At 68.9% G+C, this 21625-nt stretch carries 18 protein-coding genes; 8 read left to right on the forward strand and 10 right to left on the reverse strand.

The annotated features are described in order from the left end of the window. Positions 1–33 precede the first annotated feature (33 nt). The 3 genes from AB4Y64_RS03435 to grxC all read right to left on the reverse strand — a co-directional run bounded on the left by AB4Y64_RS03435 (position 34) and on the right by grxC (position 1959). Complete coding sequence (locus AB4Y64_RS03435) at positions 34–1041, reverse strand: isocitrate dehydrogenase (RefSeq protein WP_441815018.1); 1008 nt, start codon at positions 1039–1041, stop codon at positions 34–36. 214 nt (positions 1042–1255) lie between these two features. Further along, on the reverse strand, positions 1256–1657 hold the full coding sequence (locus tag AB4Y64_RS03440) for a carboxymuconolactone decarboxylase family protein (RefSeq protein WP_441815019.1): 402 nt from the start codon (positions 1655–1657) through the stop codon (positions 1256–1258). Continuing rightward, entirely contained in the window at positions 1654–1959 is a 306-nt protein-coding gene (grxC, locus tag AB4Y64_RS03445) for a glutaredoxin 3 (RefSeq protein ID WP_441815020.1), read from the reverse strand. Before grxC ends, AB4Y64_RS03440 begins: the two co-directional genes overlap by 4 nt. Positions 1960–2084: 125 nt before the next feature. Between grxC and AB4Y64_RS03450 the strand changes: the two genes are divergently transcribed. The 5 genes from AB4Y64_RS03450 to ppx all read left to right on the forward strand — a co-directional run bounded on the left by AB4Y64_RS03450 (position 2085) and on the right by ppx (position 9839). Beyond that, positions 2085–3743 carry a M48 family metalloprotease gene (locus AB4Y64_RS03450; protein ID WP_441815021.1) on the forward strand — a complete coding sequence of 553 codons (1659 nt, stop codon included), beginning with the start codon at positions 2085–2087 and terminating at the stop codon, positions 3741–3743. Positions 3744–3921: 178 nt separating this feature from the next. Beyond that, the gene (phoB, locus tag AB4Y64_RS03455) at positions 3922–4629 is read left to right on the forward strand and encodes a phosphate regulon transcriptional regulator PhoB (RefSeq protein ID WP_441815022.1); all 708 of its coding nucleotides are present in this window, start codon (positions 3922–3924) and stop codon (positions 4627–4629) included. 179 nt (positions 4630–4808) lie between these two features. After that, positions 4809–6158 (forward strand): phosphate regulon sensor histidine kinase PhoR, encoded by a 1350-nt coding sequence (gene phoR / locus AB4Y64_RS03460; RefSeq protein ID WP_441815023.1) that lies wholly within the window; start codon positions 4809–4811, stop codon positions 6156–6158. Beyond that, entirely contained in the window at positions 6155–8239 is a 2085-nt protein-coding gene (gene ppk1 / locus AB4Y64_RS03465; RefSeq protein ID WP_441815024.1) for a polyphosphate kinase 1, read from the forward strand. Before phoR ends, ppk1 begins: the two co-directional genes overlap by 4 nt. Positions 8240–8309: 70 nt before the next feature. Then, entirely contained in the window at positions 8310–9839 is a 1530-nt protein-coding gene (ppx, locus tag AB4Y64_RS03470; RefSeq protein WP_441815025.1) for an exopolyphosphatase, read from the forward strand. 63 nt (positions 9840–9902) lie between these two features. On the opposite strand, the gene mdoH is transcribed toward ppx, so the two are convergent. Both mdoH and AB4Y64_RS03480 read right to left on the reverse strand, forming a co-directional pair. Continuing rightward, positions 9903–11816 carry a glucans biosynthesis glucosyltransferase MdoH gene (gene mdoH, locus AB4Y64_RS03475; RefSeq protein WP_441815026.1) on the reverse strand — a complete coding sequence of 638 codons (1914 nt, stop codon included), beginning with the start codon at positions 11814–11816 and terminating at the stop codon, positions 9903–9905. Further along, complete coding sequence (locus tag AB4Y64_RS03480; protein WP_441815027.1) at positions 11813–13354, reverse strand: glucan biosynthesis protein; 1542 nt, start codon at positions 13352–13354, stop codon at positions 11813–11815. The genes mdoH and AB4Y64_RS03480 overlap by 4 nt, the downstream gene beginning before the upstream one ends. 208 nt (positions 13355–13562) lie before the next feature. Here AB4Y64_RS03480 and AB4Y64_RS03485 point away from each other — a divergent pair, with 208 nt between their 5' ends. Beyond that, a complete protein-coding gene (locus AB4Y64_RS03485; protein WP_441815028.1) occupies positions 13563–14747 on the forward strand; it encodes a glycosyltransferase family 4 protein in 1185 nt (394 codons plus the stop codon). A gap of 20 nt (positions 14748–14767) precedes the next feature. Beyond that, a complete protein-coding gene (locus AB4Y64_RS03490) occupies positions 14768–15319 on the forward strand; it encodes a phosphatase PAP2 family protein (RefSeq protein ID WP_441815229.1) in 552 nt (183 codons plus the stop codon). A gap of 38 nt (positions 15320–15357) precedes the next feature. Here AB4Y64_RS03490 and AB4Y64_RS03495 read toward each other — a convergent pair whose 3' ends face one another. The 5 genes from AB4Y64_RS03495 to creB all read right to left on the reverse strand — a co-directional run bounded on the left by AB4Y64_RS03495 (position 15358) and on the right by creB (position 20597). Beyond that, on the reverse strand, positions 15358–16248 hold the full coding sequence (locus tag AB4Y64_RS03495) for a carbon-nitrogen hydrolase family protein (RefSeq protein WP_441815230.1): 891 nt from the start codon (positions 16246–16248) through the stop codon (positions 15358–15360). Between the two features lie 35 nt (positions 16249–16283). Next, a complete protein-coding gene (locus AB4Y64_RS03500; protein WP_441815029.1) occupies positions 16284–16910 on the reverse strand; it encodes a GNAT family N-acetyltransferase in 627 nt (208 codons plus the stop codon). Positions 16911–17027: 117 nt separating this feature from the next. Continuing rightward, positions 17028–18365, reverse strand: a complete 1338-nt coding sequence (creD, locus tag AB4Y64_RS03505; RefSeq protein ID WP_441815030.1) for a cell envelope integrity protein CreD — start codon at positions 18363–18365, stop codon at positions 17028–17030. 115 nt (positions 18366–18480) lie between these two features. Beyond that, positions 18481–19908 (reverse strand): two-component system sensor histidine kinase CreC, encoded by a 1428-nt coding sequence (creC, locus tag AB4Y64_RS03510; protein ID WP_441815031.1) that lies wholly within the window; start codon positions 19906–19908, stop codon positions 18481–18483. Next, positions 19905–20597 (reverse strand): two-component system response regulator CreB, encoded by a 693-nt coding sequence (creB, locus tag AB4Y64_RS03515; protein WP_441815032.1) that lies wholly within the window; start codon positions 20595–20597, stop codon positions 19905–19907. The genes creC and creB overlap by 4 nt, the downstream gene beginning before the upstream one ends. Before the next feature lie 111 nt (positions 20598–20708). Here creB and AB4Y64_RS03520 point away from each other — a divergent pair, with 111 nt between their 5' ends. Next, entirely contained in the window at positions 20709–21569 is an 861-nt protein-coding gene (locus tag AB4Y64_RS03520; protein WP_441815033.1) for a 23S rRNA (adenine(2030)-N(6))-methyltransferase RlmJ, read from the forward strand. The last annotated feature ends 56 nt before the right edge of the window (positions 21570–21625 follow it).

The following is a 21625-nucleotide window of genomic DNA, read 5'->3' on the forward strand; positions in this document are numbered from 1 at the left end:
TGGGCGCCCCGTTTCGAATCAAACCACTGCAGCTCAGATGCGGCCGGCGATCGCCTTGGCGAAGGACATCGTGTTGCCACTGCCGCCCAGGTCCGGGGTCAGCGAGTCCTTGGCCTCGAGCGTGGCGATGATCGCCGCGCGCAGGCGGTTGGCCTTCTCCGGCTGGCCGATGTGGTCGAGCATCTGCGCCGCGCCCAGCAGCAGCGCGCACGGATTGGCCTTGCCCTGCCCCGCGATGTCCGGCGCGGTGCCGTGCACCGCCTCGAAGATTGCCGCATCGGTGCCGATGTTGGCGCCCGGCGCCAGGCCGAGGCCGCCGACCAGACCGGCGCACAGATCGGAAATGATGTCGCCGAACAGATTGGTGGTGACGATGATGTCGAACTGCTCCGGACGCATCACCAGCTGCATGCAGGTGTTGTCCACGATCATCTCGTTGCACTCGATGTCCGGATACTCCGTCGCCACCGCACGCGCCGTCTTGAGGAACAGGCCCGAAGTCGACTTGAGGATGTTGGCCTTGTGCACGACCGTGACCTTCTTGCGACCGGTCTTGCGGGCCAGCTCGAAGGCATAGCGCACGATGCGCTCGGAACCGCGGCGGGTGATCTTCTGCGTCAGCATGGCGACTTCGCCATCTTCCGACAGCGTCTGCCCCTCACCGATGTACGCACCCTCGGTGTTCTCGCGGACCGTGACCAGATCGACACCGTCCGGGAAACGCGACTTGGTGTTCGGGAACGACTTGGCCGGACGCACGTTGGCGTACAGGTCGAAACGCTTGCGCAGCTCGACATTGATCGAGCTGAAGCCCTCGCCGACCGGCGTGGTCAGCGGGCTCTTCAGGGCGATCCGGTTCTTGCGGATCGAGTCCATGGTGGCCTGCGGCAGCAGCTCACCGTGCTTCTCGAGCGCGACCAGGCCGGCGTCGGCGAACTCGTACTGCAGTCCGACATCCATCGTGTCGAGCACGTGCAGGGTGGCGTCCATGATTTCCGGGCCGATACCGTCGCCACGGATGACCGTGATGGTCTGCGTCATAGGGGATTTCTTCCAGGCTGATGGGCGCCCTGCGGAGGGTACGGCGCCGGATGGTTAGCCCCGGAATTATGCCGGAAGCCGCCCGGTCCTGCAGGACCGGGCGCCTCGGACTTTCGTCTGAACCGCTTTCACAGTGGTTCAAGGCGGTTTTGGAACGCGACCCGGGCGCCGGTGGCGGACCAGGCCGCCACAACGGGCACAGCCCGACCCAGCCTCAGCCGTGGTCGTGGCCTTCGGGCACGGCGGCCTCGCCCTGCTCCAGCCTGTCGAGGAAGTCGACCGCCCGGCGCATGTGCGGGATCACGATCGAGCCGCCGACCACCAGGCCGACCGAGAATGCCTCGAACATCTCGTCGCGGTTGACCCCGGCTTCCTTGCACTGGGCCACGTGGTAGCTGATGCAGTCGTCGCAGCGCAGCACCATCGACGCCACCAGGCCGAGCAGCTCCTTGGTCTTCACATCCAGCGCGCCCGCCTGGTAGGTCTGGGTGTCGAGCGCGAAGAAGCGCCGCACGACCTGGTTGGGCTCGGCGAGGATCCTCTCGTTCATCCGCTTGCGGAACGCGGTGAACTCGGCGACGCGGTCGCCCTCGGTCTTGTCGGTCGAATCGCTCATGCGCCACCTGCCAGCAGGGGTTCCAGGCCGCCCGCACGATGCAGGGCGATCATGTCGTCGTAGCCGCCCACGTGGGTGTCGCCGATGAAGATCTGCGGCACGCTGGTGCGGCGGGCGCGGCTGAGCATCAGCTCGCGCTGGCCGGGGTCCAGGTCGATCCGGACCTCGGTCCAGCTCTGGCCTTTGCTCTTGAGGAAATTCTTTGCCGCGACGCAATAGGGGCAGATCGCGGTGGTATAGATGGTGATCTCGGGCGCGGTGGGACTGCTGGTTCCCGGCGCGGCGGGCGCGGTGCTGCTCAAAACGATCTCTCCTGCATGAACTCGCCAATGCGGCTGTGGTCGAATATGGGCCTGCCCCGGGTTCATTTCCAGTCCATGCACGGAACACAGCCGTGCAAGGGCGACATTTTCGAGGGACCTCCCGCTTGCGTCGCATCGCCCTGCTAACCGCCGCCCTCACCCTCGCCATCGCCAGCCTTTGCGCGCCGGCGCAGGAAGCCAACCTGCCGGACATCGGCTCGTCGGCAGGCGAGCTGCTGACCCCGCGGCAGCAGGAGGCATACGGCGCGATGATGCTGGCGCAGCTTCGCCACTACGACTTCCTCCTCGAAGACCCGCTGATCGACAGCTGGCTCGACACCCTCGGCACCCGCCTTGCGGCCAACAGCGACAAGCCGCGCCAGCCGTTCACCTTCTTCATGCTGCGCGAGCGCCAGATCAACGCCTTCGCCACCCTGGGCGGCTACGTCGGCGTCAACTCCGGCCTGGTGCTGGCGGCCGAGCGCGAGGACGAGGTTGCCGGCGTGATGTCGCACGAAATCGCCCACGTGACCCAGCAGCACGTGCTGCGCGGCGCCGAGCGCGCCCAGCGCGACCAGTTGCCGATCCTGCTGGCCATGCTCGGCGCGATCGTCGCCGCCCAGGCCGCCGGCGGCAATTCCGACGACGACGCCGCACAGGCGGCCATGGCCAGCGCCATGGGCCTGATGCAGCAGCGCCAGATCGACTACACCCGCTCCAACGAGTCCGAGGCCGACCGCCTCGGCATCCAGACCCTCGCCCGCAGCCACTACGACCCGGAAGCGATGGCGGATTTCTTCACCACGCTGCAGGCGCGCTCGCGCAGTAATGGCGCCAACTACTGGGGCGAATCGCCGGACTGGCTGATGACGCACCCGGTCACGATCACCCGCATCACCGAGGCGAAGGAGCGCGCCGCGCGGATCAAGCGCGAGCAGGGCGGCATCGCCGAGGTCTGCGTGCGCGATCCCGACGGTCCGCCGCAATGCCGCAGCGAGAGCACCGCGCAGCCGCAGTACTCGCTCGATGGCAGCAACAACCCGCTGCTGCCGCCGAACCTGGGCGTGAGCGCGCAGCTTGGCGCCGCCGCCCAGAGCGGTGGCACCGGACGCTTCGAATACGCCCGCGAGCGCCTGCGCGTGCTCAGCGCCGACACTCCCGCCGATGCGCTGCGCGAGTACGAGCGCCTCACCGGCGGCAAGAAGCTCACCGAAGCGCAACGCTATGGCCAGGCGCTGGCCCGCCTCCGCGGCGACCAGGCCAGCGCCGCGGCGACCACGTTCGGCGAGTTGTTGCAGGAACATCCGGGCGACATGTGGCTGACCCTGGCCATGGGCGAAGCCGAAGCGCGCAGCGGCAAGGCAGCCGCGGCCGACGCCCGCTTCGAGGGCCTGCTGCGGCAGACGCCCAATAACCGCGCCGTGGTGCTGACCTATGCCGAGGTGCTGTCCGAGCGCAACACCCCCACCGCCGGCAAGCGCGCGCAGGCGGTGTTGCGTCCGCTGCTGGGCAACTCGGGTGACGACGCGATCTTCCAGCGCATCTTCGCCCGCGCCTGCGAGATCGCCGGCGACCCTATCCGGGCCGGCGAGGCCTACGCCGAAGCGGCCTATCTGAATGGCCGGCCGGAACAGGCCCTGGTGCAGCTCAATACCCTCAAGCGCCGCGGCGACCTGGACTACTACGCCCGCGCCCGGATCGAGGCGCGCATCGCCGCGATCACCCCGACCGTGCTCGAACTCAAGCGCCAGGGTGTCCGCGACGAGGATCTGCGTCGGCAGTAAGGTGCGGCGGTCGTCTCTGGAGCTCCTCCAGGCCTGGCAGGCACCCTGCACGATGACCATGTCATGGCATCGTCACAAAACGGTAGTGTACTGACGCGGCTTCCCAGGCCCCTCCCGTTCGGGGCTCTTCCGTTCGGACCTCCGTTCGGGCCCCTTCAGTCTTTCCCCCGGTGACCGTGTGCAGAAGCGCATCCTGATTGTCGAAGACGAACCCGCCATCCGCGACATGGTGTCCTTCGCCCTGCGCAAAGGCGAATACGAACCCGTTCACGCCGGCGATGCCCGCGAGGCGCAGGCCGCCATCGCCGACCGCGTCCCCGATCTGATCCTGCTCGACTGGATGCTGCCCGGCACCAGCGGCCTGGACCTGGCGCGGCGCTGGCGCAAGGAACAGCTCACCCGCGAGATCCCCATCATCATGTTGACCGCGCGTGGCGAGGAGAACGACCGCGTCGGCGGCCTCGAGGCCGGCGTCGACGACTACGTGGTCAAGCCCTTCTCGGCGCGCGAGCTGCTGGCCCGCATCCGCGCCGTGCTGCGCCGCTCGCGCGAGGACGACGAGGACGGCAGCGTCGGCGTCGGTCCGCTGCGCATCGATGGCGCCGCGCACCGCGTGTTCGCCGCCGCCGACGGTAGCGACCAGCCGGTGCAGATCGGCCCGACCGAATACCGCCTGCTGCACTTCTTCATGACCCACCCCGAGCGCGTCTACACCCGCACCCAGCTGCTCGACCATGTCTGGGGCGGTAGCGTCTACGTCGAGGAGCGCACCGTCGACGTGCACATCCGGCGCCTGCGCAAGACCCTGGAACCGCATCGTCTCGACGGCATGGTGCAGACCGTGCGCGGCGCCGGCTACCGCTTCTCCGCCTCGCTGGCGGCATGAAGCCGTCGCGGCCGGCACTGACCGGGCGCGGCCGGCGGGCTGGCGTTGCCAGCGGCCTCCCGACCGACCTTCATTCGCGACGCAGTGACCATTCGCAGGGCCGCATGCTGGCGGCCAGGCAGGCCGCTCGCTACGCTCAGGAAGCAGCACCCACACCCATGGATAGTTGATCGACGGCCATGCCGCCCCGCGCCCGCTCCGCCTGGTTCCGCACCCTCGGCCAACTCGCCCTGATCCTGGCCGCCGCCGCCGTGGTTGGCGTCGCGATCGGTCAGCCCTGGCCCGTCATCACCCTCGCCGCCCTGGGCGTGGTCGCCTGGCACTACTGGCGCCTGCGCAGCGTGCTGGTGCGCCTGACCGCGCGCCAGCGCCTGACGGCTCCGCTGGGCGAAGGCATCTGGAACGAGCTCGACCGCCTGCTTCATCGCAGCCAGTCGGAAATGCGCGGACGCAAGAAGCGCCTGATCGACATGCTGCGCGCCTACCGCGCCGCAGCGGCGGCGCTGCCTGACGCAATAGTGGTGGTCGAGCGCAACAGCCAGCGCATCCAGTGGTTCAACGAGGCCGCCATCGGGCTGCTGCAGTTGAAGTACCCGCGCGACATCGGCGGCCCCATCGCCGAGCGCCTGCAGCCGTTGCAGCTTTCGCACTGGCTCGCTTCCGGACGCAACGCCGAAACCCTGGAAGTGGCATCGCCGTGGAATCCGGCGGCGACGCTGAGCCTGCGCCTGATCCCCTACTCCGACGACCTGTGGCTGCTGGTCGCGCGCGATGTCAGCCGCCTGCTGCAGCTGGAGCAGATGCGCCGCGACTTCGTCGCCAACGTCTCGCATGAGCTGCGCACGCCGCTGACGGTGGTGCACGGCTACCTCGACATGCTCGACCCGGCCGAACACCCGGACTGGGCGCCGATGCTGGCCGAGATGCAGCGCCAGTCGCAGCGCATGACCCAGCTGGTCGAAGACCTGCTGATGCTCTCCCGCCTGGAATCGCAGGACAGCCTGCCGGCCGAGGAAATCGTGGCGATGTCGCCGATGCTGACGACGCTGCGACGCGAAGCGGTCGCGCTGAGCCAGGGCCGCCACGAGATCGTGGTCGAGGACGCGGCGGTGGTCGACCTGTGGGGTTCAAACAAGGAGCTGCACAGCGCATTCTCGAACCTGGTCGGCAATGCGATCCGCTATACCCCGGCCGGCGGCACCATCCGCATCCGGTTTCGCCCAGAGGGAACCCGCCCGGAGGGCAAGGGCGGCGCGGTGCTGGAAGTGGTCGACAGCGGCTACGGCATACCGGCCGCGCACCTGCCGCGCATCACCGAGCGCTTCTACCGCGTCTCCACCAGCCGTTCGCGCGAAAGCGGTGGCACCGGCCTGGGGCTGTCGATCGTCAAGCACGTGCTGAACCTGCACCAGGCACGGCTGGAGATCAGCAGCGAAGTCGGTCGCGGTAGTACGTTCTCCTGTCATTTCGGCGCCGAACGCGTGCGCCCGCGCGAAGACCTCGCGCTGTCCTTCGAGGCATTGCCATGAACGCCGCAGTCGAAACCCCGCTCGAATCCGATCCGCTTCGCGACCCTGGCCTGTACTTCAACCGCGAGCTGTCGCAGCTGGACTTCAACTTCCGCGTGCTGGCCCAGGCGCAGGACACCTCGGTGCCGCTGCTGGAGCGCCTGAAGTACCTGTGCATCTCCTGCACCAACCTCGACGAGTTCTTCGAGATCCGCGCCGGCACGCTGCGCCACGCCCAGGACCTGGGCATCGCCACCGGCGCCGACGGCCTGTCGCCGGCGACGGTGCTGGCGCGCATCCACGACCGCGCCGCGCAACTGGTGCAGTCGCAATACGAGTGCTGGAACAACGTCCTGCGCCCGGCGCTGTGGGACGGTGGCGTGCGCGTGCTCGGCCGCGATGCCTGGGACGAGAACCAGGCACGCTGGCTGCGTGAGTACTTCCGCGACGAGATCATGCCGGTGCTGTCGCCGCTGGGCCTGGACCCGGCCCATCCGTTCCCGAAGATCCTCAACAAATCGCTCAATATCGTCGTCGTGCTCAAGGGCAAGGACGCGTTCGGCCGCGAAGGCCACCTGGCGATCGTGCGCGCGCCGCGCTCGCTGCCGCGCATCATCCAGATCCCCGAGGAAGTCGGCGGCGGCAAGCACGACTTCGTGTTCCTGTCGGCGGTGCTGTCGGCCTTCGTCGACGAGATGTTCCCGGGCATGCAGGTCAAGGGCGCGTACCAGTTCCGCGTCACCCGCAATTCCGAGCTGATCGTCGACGAGGACGAGGTCGAGAACCTGGCGCTGGCATTGCGCGACGAACTGGTCGGCCGCGGCTACCTGCGCGCGGTGCGGCTGGAGATCGCCGAGCAGTGCCCGGACGACATCGTGCGCACCCTGCTGGAGAACTTCGACCTCACCGAGAACGCCGTCTACCGCATCAACGGCCCGGTCAACCTAAACCGCGTCATCCAGGTGTACGACCTGGTGCAGCGCCCGGAACTGAAGTTCCCGCCGTTCCAGCCACGGCAGTTGTCCGGCGTGGAGGCGATGTTCGACAAGGTGTCCGAAGGCGACGTGCTGCTGCACCACCCGTTCGAGGCGTTCACGCCGGTGCTGGAGCTGCTGCGGCAGGCGTCGGAAGACCCCAACGTGCTGGCGATCAAGCAGACCCTGTACCGCACCGGCAAGGACTCGATGATCGTCGACAGCCTGGTGCAGGCGGCACGCAACGGCAAGGACGTCACCGTCGTGGTCGAGTTGCGCGCGCGTTTCGACGAGGAGGCCAACCTCGGCCTCGCCGACCGCCTGCAGGATGCCGGCGTGCAGGTCGTGTATGGCGTGGTCGGCTACAAGACCCACGCCAAGATGATGCTGATCGTGCGTCGCGAGGGTCGCAAGCTGCGCCGCTACACGCACATGGGTACCGGCAATTACCACAGCGGCACCGCGCGCGGTTACACCGACTTCGGCCTGATCACCGCCGATCCCGACATCGGCGCCGACGTCCACATGATCTTCCAGCAGTTGTCCGGGCTGGCCCCCACCATCAAGCTCAAGCGTCTGCTGCAATCGCCCTTCACCCTGCATGCCGGCGTGCTCAAGCGCATCGATCGCGAGACCCGGCACGCCAAGGCCGGCAAGCCGGCGCGGATCATCGCCAAGATGAACGCCCTCAACGAACCGCAAGTGGTGCGGGCGCTGTACCTGGCCTCGCAGGCCGGCGTGCAGATCGACCTGATCGTGCGCGGCGCCTGCACGGTGCGCCCGGGCATGCCCGGCATCTCGGAGAACATCCGGGTGCGCTCGATCGTCGGGCGCTTCCTCGAGCACCACCGCGTGTACTGGTTCGCCAACGACGGTGCCCCGGACCTGTTCTGCTCCAGCGCCGACTGGCTCGAGCGCAACCTGCTGCGGCGGATCGAGACCGGCTTTCCGGTGCTGTCGCCCGACCTGGCCACGCGCGTCTACGAAGAGGCGCTGCAGAACTACCTGGACGACAACGTCAACGCCTGGGAGCTGCAGACCGATGGCGAGTACGTGCGCGTGACGCCGGCCGAGGGCGCTCCGGCCCACTCGGCGCAGGCCTGGTTGATGGCCAAGATCTCGGCCTGAACAACGTCCATGACGCCGTCCATCCGCGCAAGGATGGACGCGGCGGTGCCTTAACGGGGATCATGTGCCGATGAGCGACGCCTTCCCCACCAGCAAACTGCCGCTCGCCGACGGCGACCTGCTGGCCGCCGTCGACATGGGCTCGAACAGTTTCCACATGGTGGTCGCGCGCTACGTGCTCGGCCAGCTGCGCATCGTCGACCGCCTGCGCGAGACCGTGCGCATGGCCGAGGGCCTGGACCGCCGCGGCGGCCTGTCGCCGGAAGTGCGCCAGCGCGCCCTGGATTGCCTGGCCCGTTTCGGTCAGCGCGTGCGCGACATCCCGCCGCAACGCGTCCGCGCCATCGCCACCAATACCGTGCGCCGCCTGGCGGTGCCGCAGGCATTCCTGATGCCGGCCGAAGCCGCGCTCGGGCACGCCATCGAAGTCGTCGCCGGCCGCGAAGAGGCGCGCCTGATCTACCTTGGCGTCGCCCACGCGCAGCCCTCCAAGCCCGGCGAGCTGCGCCTGGTGATCGACATCGGCGGCGGCTCGACCGAATGCATCATCGGCTCCGGCTTCGAGGCGATCGAGCGCGAAAGCCTGCAGGTCGGCTGCATCGCCACCACCCGCCGCTTCTTCGAGAACGGCAAGCTGTCGAAGAAGAAATGGCGCGACGCGCTGACCGAGGTCACCGCCGAGTTCCAGCAGTTCGCCGGCACCTACCGGGCGCTGGGCTGGGATGAAGCGCTGGGCTCGTCGGGCACCAACAAGGCGATCGGCGACATCTGCGCGGCAATGAAGCTCACCAAGGGCGCGGTCACCGCCGAAGCGCTGCCGGTGCTGCGCGATCGCCTGCTGCAGGCCGATCGCATCGACGCGATCGAACTGCCCGGGCTGTCGTCCGAGCGCCGCCCGGTGATCGCCGGTGGCGTGCTGATCCTGGAGGCCGCCTTCGATGCGCTCGGACTCAAGCGCATGGCGGTCAGCAAGGCGGCCATGCGCGAGGGCGTGCTGTACGACATGCTCGGCCGCGGCGGCGTGGACGATCCGCGCGACGCAGCCGTCGCCGCACTCATGCAGCGCTATGGCATCGACGACGGCCAGGCACGCCGCGTGGAGGCCACCGCCATGCGCCTGTTGGAACAGATCGCGCAGGCGTGGCAGCTCGATGCCGACGACCGCCTGATGCTGCAGCGCGCCGCGCGCCTGCACGAACTCGGCCTGGCCATCGCGCACAGCCAATACCACGTGCACGGCGCCTACGTCGTGGAGAATTCCGACATCGCCGGCTTCTCGCGCCAGCAGCAGCAGTTCCTGGCGGCGCTGGTGCGCACCCATCGCCGTGGCATTCCCAAGTCGGCCTTCGATGCCCTGCCCGACCGCCTGCTCACGTCGGCCCGCCGCATCGCCGCGTTGCTGCGCCTGGCCGTGCTGTTGCATCGCGCCCACGAGGCCGACCCGATCCCGCAGCTCGACGCGCGCGCCGACGGCAACGCGCTGACCATTGGCCTGTCGCGCCGCTGGATCGACATGCGCCCGCTGGTGCGTGCCGACCTGGAAGGCGAGCCGCACGACATGGCCGGTCTGGGGGTCGTGCTGAAACTGGAAGCGATCTGACGCCGCTGCCCGTCCCGGCGTTCGCCGGGACGATATACGGTCGATTGCACCTTGTGCGGCGCGCTACTTGTGCAGCGCTTCGCGCAACTTCGCCGCGCGCACCAGCACCTTCGGCGGCGTGTGCTCCTCGGGGATCGAGAAGATGCCGATGCGGCGCAGGAACAATCCCGCGGCGCGCGTCGAGGTCAACGCGACAATCGGGATCGACAGCAGCAGCCCGGCGATCACCGGCGCCATCCATGCCGCCAGCGAGGGCGAGACCATGAAGGCCATCCAGCCGGCCACCGCGCCCAGGATCGTCACGCCCGCGTAGCTGCGCACCAGCCCGGACCACGGCAGCGTGCCGTCGTCGCGGCGCTGCGCGTCCCAGCCCGAGTCCTTGCCCGCCAGCACTTCGGCGACGCCGCGCGATTGCACGTACATCGTCACCGGCGCCATCAGCGCGGCCAGCAGCGTCTCCAGGATCATGCTCAGGAAGGCACGGACCGCACCACCGCAACCGCGGCGCGTGTCGCGGTCGAAGAACAGCGTCAGGTAGCCCATGAACTTGGGCGCCAGCAGCACCGCCATGGTCAGGAAGAACACCCAGACGAAGCGCTCCGGGTCCTGGTCGTGCCAGTAGGCGGTCGGCGAGAAGCCCGGCAGCTGCAGGCTGTCCCAGGCCAGCCCGGCGTGCTGCAACGGAATGGCCAGGCCGATCAGCATCAGCATCGCCCACATCGGCGACGTGAAGTAATGGCCGATGCCCATCATCAGGTGCCAGCGGCTGACCCAGTGCAGGCCCCTGGCCGGCAATACCGCGCTGTGCTGCAGGTTGCCCTGGCACCAACGGCGGTCGCGCACGAGCATGTCGGTCAGCGACGGCGGACCTTCTTCGTAGCTGCCGCCCAGGCCCGGCACCATGTGCAGCGCCCAGCCACCACGCCGCAACAATGCGGCCTCGACGAAGTCGTGGCTGAGCACGGTGCCACGGAAGGGCTTGATGCCGCGCAACTCCGGCAGGCCGCCCTGGTCGGCGAAGGCCTGCGTGCGGATGATCGCGTTGTGGCCCCAGTAATTGCTCTCGGCGCCGTGCCACCAGGCGATGCCGTGGGCGATGACCGGCCCGTACACGCGCCCGGCGAACTGCTGCATGCGCGCGAACAGCGTGTTGCCGTTGACGATCATCGGCAGCGTCTGGATCAGCGCGACATCGGCGTGGCCTTCCATCGCACCGGCGAGGCGGACGATGGTCTCGCCGGTCATGAGGCTGTCGGCGTCGAGGATCAGCATCTGCGGGTAGCCGCCACCGAAGCGGCGTACCCACTCGGCGATGTTGCCGGCCTTGCGTTCGCGATTGTCCGGACGGTGGCGGTAGAACAGCCGCCCGTGTCCGCCGGTGCGTTCGCGCAGGCGGGTGAAGGCGCGCTCTTCGGCGGCGCGGATGTCGGCGTTGGTCGTGTCGCTGAGGACGAAGAAATCGAACTGCGCGAGCTGCCCGGTCTCCTGCAGCGATTCGTAGATCGCCTGCAGGCCTGCGAGCAGCCGCTCGGGCTCTTCGTTGTAGGTCGGCATCAGCAGCGCGGTGCGCGAGGCGAGTATCGGCAGCTCTCCCTGGCGGGTCAGGCCGAGGCGGCCGCCCTTTCGCGTGAGGATCAGCGTGAAGCCCGCCAGCGCACTGACGAAGGCCTGGGCGATCCATGCGAACAGCGCCACGAACAGGACCAGCAACAGACCTTCCAGGACGTCGGTTCCGCTGCCGCGCAGCACCCACCAGATCTGATAGGCGGCGACCAGGGTCAGCAAGCCGGCGCCACCGATGACCAGCGCGCGTCGCCAGGCCATCGCCCCGGGCGTGGTCGGCAGCTGCCGATTGGACAGCTTCCCCTTGCGCAGGGTCTGCACCGGCATGGATACCGGCGTTTCCACCGGCAGCCAGGGCGACGGCGCGGGCGCGCCGGTGCTGGCGGTGTCGGGTGTGATGATCACGCCGTTCACGCAGTCCACCGGTACAGCCAGGTCTCGGTGAGCGGGCCGGACTGATCGCCTAGCACTGCGCGAAGCTCGATGCTGCGCTCAGCGCCAGGCTGCAGTTCGAAGGCCAGTCGCCAGCCGTCGGCGCCGGGATTGGGGTGGGCGGTGACGTGGGCGACCTTGCCCTTGTTCGTCGTGACGTCGGCACGCACGAGTGCCCCATCAGCCAGTCCCTGCAGGCGTCCACCGGCGAAATCGATCACGACCAGGCGTGCGCCCCGCTTGGCATCGGCCTCGGCGGCGGCCGCGGCGCCGATACGGGTGCGCGTGACCGTCGCCAGCTGCGGCAACCAGGCGTGCTGGTCGCACCAGTGCATGCGGTAGTCGAAACGGTGCTCCTTGCCCGCAGCCAGTGCCTGGGCGGGACGCCAGAATCCGACGATGTTGTCGTGGAACTCATCGGCCGTCGGCAGTTCGAACAGGTGCACCGCGCCGGCGCCCCACTCGCCCTGCGGCTCGATCCACAGGCTCGGTCGCTTCTCGTAATGGGCTTCGCTGTCGGCGTAGTCGGCGAATGCGCGCTTGCGCTGCATCAGGCCGAAACCGCGCGGATTGACGTCTTCGAACGCACTCTCCTGCAGCACCGAGGGGTTCTGCAGCGGTCGCCAGACCTGCTCGCCCTTGCCGTTGACCAGGGCCAGGCCATCGGAGTCGTGCACGGCCGGCCGGTAATCGTCGATTCCGACGCGATCGTTGGAATCGAACTGGAACATGCTGGTCAGCGGCGCGATGCCGACCTGGTCCAGCGCCACGCGCGGGAACAGGCGCACGGATACGTCGAAGACGGTCTCCGCGCCAGGGCGGATCACGAACCGGTAAGCGCCGGCAACGCTGGGGCTGTCGAGCAATGCATGCACCACGGCATGGTCGGCGCCGGGCGCCGGCTGCTCCAGCCAGAAGCTGCGGAACACCGGGAACTCCTCGCCCGCCGGCGCGCCGGTCTTGAGCGCCAGGCCGCGGGCGGACAAGCCATAGGCCTGCCCCTTGGCCACGGCGCGGAAGTAGCTCGCGCCGAGGAAGGCGCAGATCTCGTCGAAGTATTCCGGGCGGTTGATCGGCGAATGCAGGCGGAAGCCGGCGTAGCCCAGGTCGGTCTCCTTCGGTGCGGCGGTGCCGTCGAAGGTGAACTGTTCGGGCCGATAGACCACCGGCGTGGCGGTTCCGCCGGCCACGGCGTAGATATCGACGCGGTCGCGAAAGAAGAAGCCACGGTGGAAGAACTGCGCCTGGAACGGCAGCGATTGCCCGCGCCACAACGCCTGCGCCGGATTGAAGCGGATGCCGCGGTACTGGTCGTAGCCGATCTTCTCCAGCGACGCCGGCAACTGCTTGCCCTGCGGGACGAATGGCCTGGCCGCCAGCGCGCGCGCCAGCGAAGCGACGGTGTCGGCATCGAACGGCGTCGCCGCCGCAGGCGCGGCCATCGCGCGCGAACCGGCGACGGAGAGCAGCGACAACAGGGGCCAGGACACTCCGGCCAACAGCACTTCGCGTCGTTGCACGCGCTCTCCTCAGGTTTGGGTGACAGTTAACCATTCATTTTATGGGTTGGTTTGTTAACGCCGCCGCGACGTACGGCGCAACCCGGCCATGCACGCACCGGCAAAGACCCGGGTAACCGTTTTCATCGGTGCCGTCATCGCCGCGTCACCGTCCTGCCATCCCGGTTTCACCGCGCGGGCCCACCCTTGCGCAAACCGGGAGCCACGCATGCGTTATGCGATCGTCAGCGAAACCTACCCGCCCGAGGTCAACGGCGTCGCCCTGACCGTGCAGGGGCTGGAACAGGGTCTGCGCGCACGCGGCCACGACGTCCACGTGGTCCGGCCGCGGCAGGGCGACGACGACGCGGCGACGGTTCACGAACTACTGGTGCCCGGCGCACCGCTGCCCCGCTATCCTGGGCTGCGCGTCGGCTTCCCGGCCACGCGCCGGTTGCGCGAGACCTGGCAGGCGGTGCGCCCCGACGCCATCTACGTCGCCACCGAGGGTCCATTGGGCTGGTCGGCATTGCGGGCGGCGCGGCGACTCGGGATTCCTGCGGCGACGGGCTTCCATACGCGCTTCGACGAATACATGCGCGACTACGGCGTGGCCTTCCTCGCCCAGACCGCGCTGCGCTGGATGCGCAGGTTCCACAACAGCGCCGACGCGACCCTGGTGCCGACCCGCGAACTGGCCGAGTTCCTGCAGTCGCGCCATTTCGACAACGTGGTGCGCCTGCCGCGCGCGGTCGACACCGTGCAGTTCGATCCGCAACGCCGCGACTTCAGCCTGCGCGCGCAGTGGGGCCTGGGCGACAACGGCTTCGCTGCGATCTACGTCGGCCGCATCGCCGCGGAAAAGAACCTCGACCTGGCAGTGCGTGCGTTCCGCTCGCTGCAGCGCGCGCGGCCGGAAGCCCGCTTCGTCTGGGTCGGCGACGGCCCGGCGCGGGCGAAGCTCGAGCAGGACAATCCCGATTTCATCTTCTGCGGCGTGCAACGCGGCGATGACCTGGCCCGCCACTTCGCCAGCGGCGACCTGTTCGTGTTCCCGAGCCTGAGCGAGACCTTCGGCAACGTCACCCTGGAAGCGCTTGCCAGTGGCGTGCCGACGGTTGCCTTCGACTACGGCGCCGCGCGCGAATACCTGCGCGACGGCATCCACGGCGCAGCCATCGCCGACGGCGACCAGGCCGCCTTCATCGCCGCCTGCACGCGCATCGCCAACGACGACCTCAGCCGCGGCGCGATGCGCATGGCGACCCGCCTGGCAGTGGCCAACCTGCGCCCGGAACAGGTCGCCCACGACTTCGACGCGTTGCTGCACGAACTGGTGCAGTCGCGCCGCAGTGCGGGGGTGACGTCGCTGCCCTCCATTGCGCCGGAACAACCCGAACGGGAGGCGTCATGAATCGTCATTCCCTGCATCGCATGCTGCACCGCCCGGCGCTGCACAAGCGCCTGATCGACGGCGACTCCGGCTGGTGCCTGCGCGCCAACCGCTGGGGCGAAGGCGGCCGCTCGCGCACCTATTTCGCCCTGGTCAGCCGGCTGGGCGATGGCGTGTTCTGGTATGTGCTGATGGCGGTGCTGATCGCCGTCGACGGTTTCCACGGCCTGGCCGCGTCGGCGCACCTGGCGGCAACCGGCCTGATCGCCTTGACGCTTTACAAGTTGCTCAAACGCTGGACGCGGCGGCCGCGTCCCTTTGCCTCCGACCAGCGCATCCATGCCTGGGTGGCGCCACTGGACGAATTCAGCTTCCCCTCCGGGCACACCCTGCACGCGGTGGCGTTCAGCCTGGTGGCGATGGCGCACTACCCGATGCTGGCGTGGCTGCTCGTGCCGTTTACCGCCAGCGTCGCCGCCTCGCGCGTGGTGCTGGGCCTGCACTATCCCAGCGACGTGCTGGCCGCCACCGCGATTGGTTCCGCGCTGGCGGGGCTGTCGCTGTGGCTGGTGCCCGGGGTGACGCTGTTCTGACCGGAGTCGCGCGGCCGCGCTGTCGTGCGGCCACACGGTCAGGCAGCCTGGGCGCGAACCACCTTCGCCCGCGCCACGCTCGGGAAATACTGGCTGGCCCAGTCGCGGTCGTTGGCCACCTGCGCCTGGGCGCGGCTGGCTTCGAGCGCGGCGAAATCGAGCGTGGCCACCGCCCAGTGCTGGTCGCCGCGGGTCTGCACGATCATGCCGTCGTGCGGCAGGCCGACATCCATGGGGGCGATCAGCGCCGCTTCGCCGGTGTTGACATCGAGCGCGGGGCTCCAGGGCGCGTGGCCGGCAGTCACCGACTGCGCGACGAAGCAGCGGTTCTCCAGCGCACGCGCCAGGCAGCCCACGCGCACGCGCGTTGCGCCGGCTTCGGTGTCGGTGCAGCTGGGCACCACCAGCAGGCGCGCGCCGGCTTCGCACTGCGCGCGCACCGGCAACGGGAACTCGCTGTCATAGCAGACCGCGACCGCGCTGCGCACCGGGCCGGTCTCGAACACCTTCAGTTCGTCGCCCGGTTCGATGACGCCGGCGGACTTCTCGAACCCGGTCAGGCGCAGCTTGTCCTGCCAGACGTGGCTGCCATCGGGGGCGAAGGTATAGCTGCGGTTTCGGTAGCGGCCACGGCCGAGATCGAGCAGGAACGTGCCGGCGACGACGTGCATGTGGCGCTCGCGCGCCAGCCGCGAGAACAGGTCCAGCCAGTGGCCGTGCCAGGCCTGCAGCGCTGCCAGCGAGGCGTGCAGGTCGCCACGGGTGTGGGCGTCGAACATCGCCCCCAGTTCCAGCGACAGGTACTCGGGCAACACGGCCATCTGCGCACCCTGCTGGCGGGCTTCATCCAGCCAGCGCGCCTGCTTGCCGGCAAAGGCGGCGAAATCGTCGGGGGCATCGACGGTGTACTTGGCCACCGCCACTTTCAGGCTGCCAGCCTGTGTGCCAACCGGCGTGCCGACGCTCATCGCGTTCGCTCCAGTGCGCGCAACCAGAAGGTCAGCGAATGATCGACCACGACATTGCCGGCCTCCCGCCAGGTCAGGTGCGCCTTCAGCTCCGGGCGCTGGCGATAGCCGCGCTTGCTCCAGAATGCCTCGTTGCCGCGATGGAAGGCCGGGCGACGCGGATGGCTCTGCTCGCGGTCGACCGCACAGAACGCCGTCCACGCATAGTCGCCGTAGCTGCGCGCGTGCGCCTCGCGTTCGTCGAAGAAGCGATGGCCGATGCCGCGGCCGCGGTACTGGGGCAGCAGCACCGACTCGCCGCAATAGAACACATCCTGCGGATCGATCGAGGTGCCATCGAAGGCATCCAGGAACGAACTGGACTCGGCCGCCAGCGGCATCCCGGTCGAGGCCCCGACCACCTGCTCGCCGTCGAAGGCCAGCACCACGATGCTGCGCGGCGACTGCAGGTAACTCTGCAGGTACTGCGCCTCGTAGTCGGCATCGCCGTCGTAGAGGTAGGGCCAGTCGCGGAAGACCGCGATGCGCAGGCGAGCCAGGTGATCCAGCCACGGCGCGATCGCCGCGCCGCTGTAGCTGCGCACCTGCAACGCGGCGGGCGCTTCAATGGAGTTGGCATCCATGACGTACATCGTTGGGATCCCCGGTGTCGCGATGATGGGTTGGGTGGATCTGCGGTCTTTCGAAACTCGGGCCATGACTAACGCGGCCGCAGGCTGAGCCCACGACCGCGTTCATGATCACTCACGCAACGGCGGTCGCGATCCGGCCAGCTGGTACCAGTCGACCCGGCGGGTGACCACCATGATCGCGGCCAGGACCAGGAACAGCAGGCCGGCGCCGAGCACCAGCGCGTTGTCCTCCGACACCAGCAGTCCGTACAGCGCAGCATAGAGCGTGGCGAGCATGGCGGCGAAACCGACGCCGCGACCGGGGCTGCGCAGCACCGCGACCAGGTAGAAGCCGAGCAGGCCGATGCAGGCCAGGCTGGCGACCAGGTAGGCGATGGCGAAATCGATGTGCTCGCTCAGGCTGACCAGCAGCAGGAAGAAGATCGCCAGGGCCAGGCCGACCAGGCCGTACTGGATCGGGTGGATCGGCAGCTGCTTGATCAGTTCGAAGATGAAGAATCCGACGAAGGTCAGCAGCACGAACAGGATGCCGTACTTGCTGGCGCGGTCGGCCTGGGTATAGATGTCGACCGGGTCGATCAGCGACACGCCGACCGCATCGATCCCGGCCATGGCCGCGATGCCGCTGTCCATGTCGGGCAGCAACTGCCCCTGCAGGTACTGGCGCTGGGCGTTGCTGGCGACCGAGGCGATGTCCCAGTCGGCCTTGAAGCCGGACGCATCGAGCTCATGCCGCGGCGAGCTGCCACCGAAGCTGGGGTGCTGCCAGCTCGACTGCAGGGCGAAGTGGTTGCTCTTGCCCAGCGGCACCAGCGCCAGCGATTCGGTGCCGCCCAGGACGATGTCCAGTTCGGTGTCGAGCGTGAGCATCTGACCTGACTGTGGCTCCGGCAGGCGCACGTGCAGGCCGGGGCCGCTGCGGCTGCCGATGCCCTCTTCCACTGAAACGATGCTCCCGTCGATCCGCAAACGCGGCGACGCGCGCAGGCCGCGCACGTCGGCAATGGCGTAGCTCAGCCAGGGCTGGCCGATCCGGCGCGGCGCGGCGCCGGCGGCGGGAATCTGCGCCTGGAAGCGTGCCCTGGCCTTGCCCTGCCACTCGTAGACGCGCACTTCGTGCAGGCCACGCTTGCGCGTGCTCGGCCGCATCGGTCCGCGCACGTCGAGCGTGGTCGGGAAGAAGGTCCATTGAAGGGTCACGTCGCGCTGGACCTTCTGCACGTTGCCGTGCTTGTCGGTCTCTTCGACCTCGACGGTCTCGGTGTATGGGACCACCAGCACCGGGCCTGCGAACGACTGCACGCCGGCATAGCTGCGGGCGATGTCGGCCACGGCCTGGGCGCGGTAGTTCTGGCGGTCCTCGATGACCCCGCGGATCATCGTCAGCGGAACCAGGATCGCGACGGTCATCGCGACGACCATGGCGATCTTGAAGGCAAGGCGCATGTGCAACTCCTGTCGGGGTATGGACGACAGGATCGGCGGCGAACGCGGGGCGACGATGGCGCCACGGTGAAGCGAGGGTGAAGTGAGCAGTGACTGGAGCGGTGAAGTCGCGGCGTCAGCCCGGCAGCGCCAGGCGTGCCACTGCGCCACCGCCGTCGCGATTGCGCAGCGTCGCCTCGCCGCCGTGCAGCGTCGCCACCTCGGCCACGAAGCACAACCCCAGGCCGCTACTGCGACTGCCGTTGCCCGGCCGCGGCAGCGAATAGAAGCGCTCGAACACGCGGCCCTGTGCGTAGTCGGGAATGCCGGCGCCACGGTCGCGTACCTCCAGCACCTGGCGCTCGCCTTCGCGCTGCAGCACCAGCTCGATGCGGCTGCCGGCCGGGGCGAAATCGGCCGCGTTCTCGATCAGGTTGATCAACGCCTGGCGCAGCAGGAACGGATCGCCCCGCAGCGATGGCAGACCGGCCTGCAGGTCGACGTCCAGCGCGACCCCGGCCCGCGCCAGCCGCGTCGCGCACTGCGCGACCGCCTCGTCCGCCAGTGCCGCCAGCTCCACCGGCTCGGGCTGCTCCAGGCGCTGGCGATGTTCGACCGCAGCCAGCGCCAGCATCTTGTCGATCATCTGCGCCAGGCGATCACTCTGGCTGCGGATGGCGGCGGCAAAGCGGATGCGGTCGGCCTCCTCGAGCGGCCCCTCGAGCAGTTCGGCGCTGCCGCGGATCGCCGCCAGCGGGCTCTTCATCTCGTGCGTCAAGGTGTGCACGTACTGCTCGACGTACTGCTTGCCTTCCAGGCGCGCACGCATGGTTTCCAGCGCCTGGCCGAGGTCGCCGAATTCGCCGGCGGCATCGGGCAAGGTGACGCGCTCACCGGCCGTGACGCCATTGGCGTAGCGGCGCAACTGGCCAAGCTGGCGCGACAGCCACCACGCGGCGATCAACCCCACCAGCAACGACACGCCCAGCAGCAATGCGCCCCAGCGCAGCACCACGCCCTGGCTGCGCGCGATGAACGGCTCGATCGCGCTGTTGGGCTTGGCCACCGTCAGCACGCCGATCACCTTGCCGTGGCCGTCGCGGATCGGTGCCGCGACATGCATGACGGTCGAGTCGGGACTGGAATACTGGCTGCGGGTGGAGCGGGCGCCGTAGCGACCGCGCAGGGTCAGGTAGACATCGTTCCAGCGCGAGTAATCGGCGCCGACGTCGCGACCGCTGCTGTCGAACACGACGATGCCACGGGCGTCGGTGACGTAGATGCGGTACTGCGAGGAGCGCTTGCCGAAGCCCCAGATCCTGGCGCCATAGTCGCGCCGCGCCATCGCCCGCACCCGCCGGGCGAAGTCGCCGTCATCGATGCGGCCGGCGATGAAGTCGTCGCTGGCGAGCTCGGCGAGGACGTTGGCGGTGTCGACCAGGGTGTCTTCCATTGCCTGGCGCACGCCCGGTTTGACCTCGGCGACGAACACCTGCGCCAGCAGCAGACCCGCCAGCGCGACGATCAGGAAGTAACCGAGGAAGATCCGCAGGCCGATCTTCATTCGTGTGCTGTACCGGCAATGGTGGCGTCGGCCTCCAGCGAGTAGCCGAGGCCGCGATGGGTGCGGATCGGGTCGGCATCGGGCGCGACGTCGCGCAGCTTTGCCCGCAAGGTCTTGATATGGGTGTCGACGGTGCGATCGCTGCTGTCCATGGCGTCGCCCCAGACCCGGTCCATCAACTGCGTGCGCGACAGCACCGCGCCCGGCCGCTGCAGCAGCGCGGCCAGCAACCCGTACTCGTAACGCGTCAGGTCGAGCAGGCGGCGGCGGTAGGTGATGCGCTTGCCTTCCGCGTCGTGGACGAAGCCTGTGGCCGCCGTTGGCGCGTCGTGGTGCATGCGTCGCAGCACCACCCGCACGCGGGCGACCAGTTCGCGCGGTGAGAAGGGCTTGGTCACGTAGTCGTCGCCGCCGATTTCCAGGCCGAGGATGCGTTCGGCTTCGGCGTTGTGGGCGGTCAGGAAGATCACCGGCAGGTCGCGACCGCGGCGCAGCTCGCGACACAGCGCGAAGCCACCGATGTCGGGCAGGCCGACATCGAGCACCGCCAGGTCGAAGTGCTCGGTGCGCGCCAGGGCCAGCGCATCGCGGCCGGTGAGGCAGTGCGACGCCTCGAATCCGTCCGTGCGCAGGGCATGCACGACGATGTCGGCGATGGTGGGTTCGTCTTCTACCAGCAGGATGTGCATGGGGCGGCGGTGGCAAACCCGGGGCGTGTCGGGCAAGCGTAGCAGCCCCCTCGCCGCGCCCGTAACGGCGGGTGCGTGTAGATTGTGCGGGTCCCCGCTCCCCCGTGCCCCATGAATTACCGTCACGCGTTCCACGCCGGCAACCATGCCGACGTGCTCAAGCACATCGTGCTGCTGGCGATCTGCGACGCGCTGGTCGCCAAGCCGGCGCCGGTGTTCGCACTCGATACCCACGCCGGCCGTGGCCTGTACGCGCTCGACAGCAATTCGGCGCAGCGCACCGGCGAGGCCGAAGGCGGCATCGGCCGGCTGATCGCCGAAGCGCCCAAGCACCCGGCCATCGCCCGTTACCTGGCGGCGATCCGTGCCTGCCGCCACGATCATGGCCAGGCCAGCTACCCCGGTTCGCCGTGGCTGCTCGCCCATGCCTTGCGCGAGCAGGACCGCATCGCCGCCTGCGAGCTGCAGCCGGAGGAAGCGGGTCAGCTGAAGTCGGTGTTCGAACGCGATCCGCGCGTGGCCGTGCATGCCCGCGACGGTTACGCGGCGATGAAGGCGATGCTGCCGGCGCGCATCGGCGAGACGCGCTACAACCGTGGGCTGGTGCTGATCGATCCGCCCTACGAGGCGCAGCTGGAAGAATTCGACACGGCCATCGCGGCGCTTCGCGACGGCATCGCCCGCTGGCCGCAGGGCACGTTCGCGCTGTGGTACCCAATCAAGCTGCGCCGTGCGCTTCAGCCGTTCTACCGCCGCGCGGCGGCGATCCCGGCGAAGTCGTCGTTCGTGGCCGAGCTGCAGGTGCGCGCCGACGATTCGCCGCTGCGCATGAACGGCAGCGGCCTGCTGGTGCTCAACCCGCCGTGGCAGCTCGACCAGACGCTGGCCGGTGCGCTGCCCTTGCTGGCCAAGGTGCTCGGCGAAGGTCCGGGCGCGGCCAGCCGCGTGGACTGGCTGGTGCGGGCGGACTAGGTCTCGCCTTTTTGCACGGTCCATCATCCCGGCGAACGCCGGGATGACGGCCGGGA

Origin of the sequence: Lysobacter sp. TAF61, from assembly GCF_052113485.1 — a bacterium.
In the GTDB taxonomy this organism is placed as follows: domain Bacteria; phylum Pseudomonadota; class Gammaproteobacteria; order Xanthomonadales; family Xanthomonadaceae; genus Lysobacter_J.

Coding starts and splice junctions, on each gene's coding strand:
- AB4Y64_RS03435 (WP_441815018.1), bottom strand. CDS start 1,041: ATGACGCAGACCATCACGGTCATCCGTGGCGACGGTATCGGCCCGGAA.
- AB4Y64_RS03440 (WP_441815019.1), bottom strand. CDS start 1,657: ATGAGCGATTCGACCGACAAGACCGAGGGCGACCGCGTCGCCGAGTTC.
- phoR (WP_441815023.1), top strand. CDS start 4,809: ATGCCGCCCCGCGCCCGCTCCGCCTGGTTCCGCACCCTCGGCCAACTC.
- ppk1 (WP_441815024.1), top strand. CDS start 6,155: ATGAACGCCGCAGTCGAAACCCCGCTCGAATCCGATCCGCTTCGCGAC.
- ppx (WP_441815025.1), top strand. CDS start 8,310: ATGAGCGACGCCTTCCCCACCAGCAAACTGCCGCTCGCCGACGGCGAC.
- AB4Y64_RS03485 (WP_441815028.1), top strand. CDS start 13,563: ATGCGTTATGCGATCGTCAGCGAAACCTACCCGCCCGAGGTCAACGGC.
- AB4Y64_RS03490 (WP_441815229.1), top strand. CDS start 14,768: ATGCTGCACCGCCCGGCGCTGCACAAGCGCCTGATCGACGGCGACTCC.
- AB4Y64_RS03500 (WP_441815029.1), bottom strand. CDS start 16,910: ATGGATGCCAACTCCATTGAAGCGCCCGCCGCGTTGCAGGTGCGCAGC.
- creD (WP_441815030.1), bottom strand. CDS start 18,365: ATGCGCCTTGCCTTCAAGATCGCCATGGTCGTCGCGATGACCGTCGCG.
- creC (WP_441815031.1), bottom strand. CDS start 19,908: ATGAAGATCGGCCTGCGGATCTTCCTCGGTTACTTCCTGATCGTCGCG.
- creB (WP_441815032.1), bottom strand. CDS start 20,597: ATGCACATCCTGCTGGTAGAAGACGAACCCACCATCGCCGACATCGTC.
- AB4Y64_RS03520 (WP_441815033.1), top strand. CDS start 20,709: ATGAATTACCGTCACGCGTTCCACGCCGGCAACCATGCCGACGTGCTC.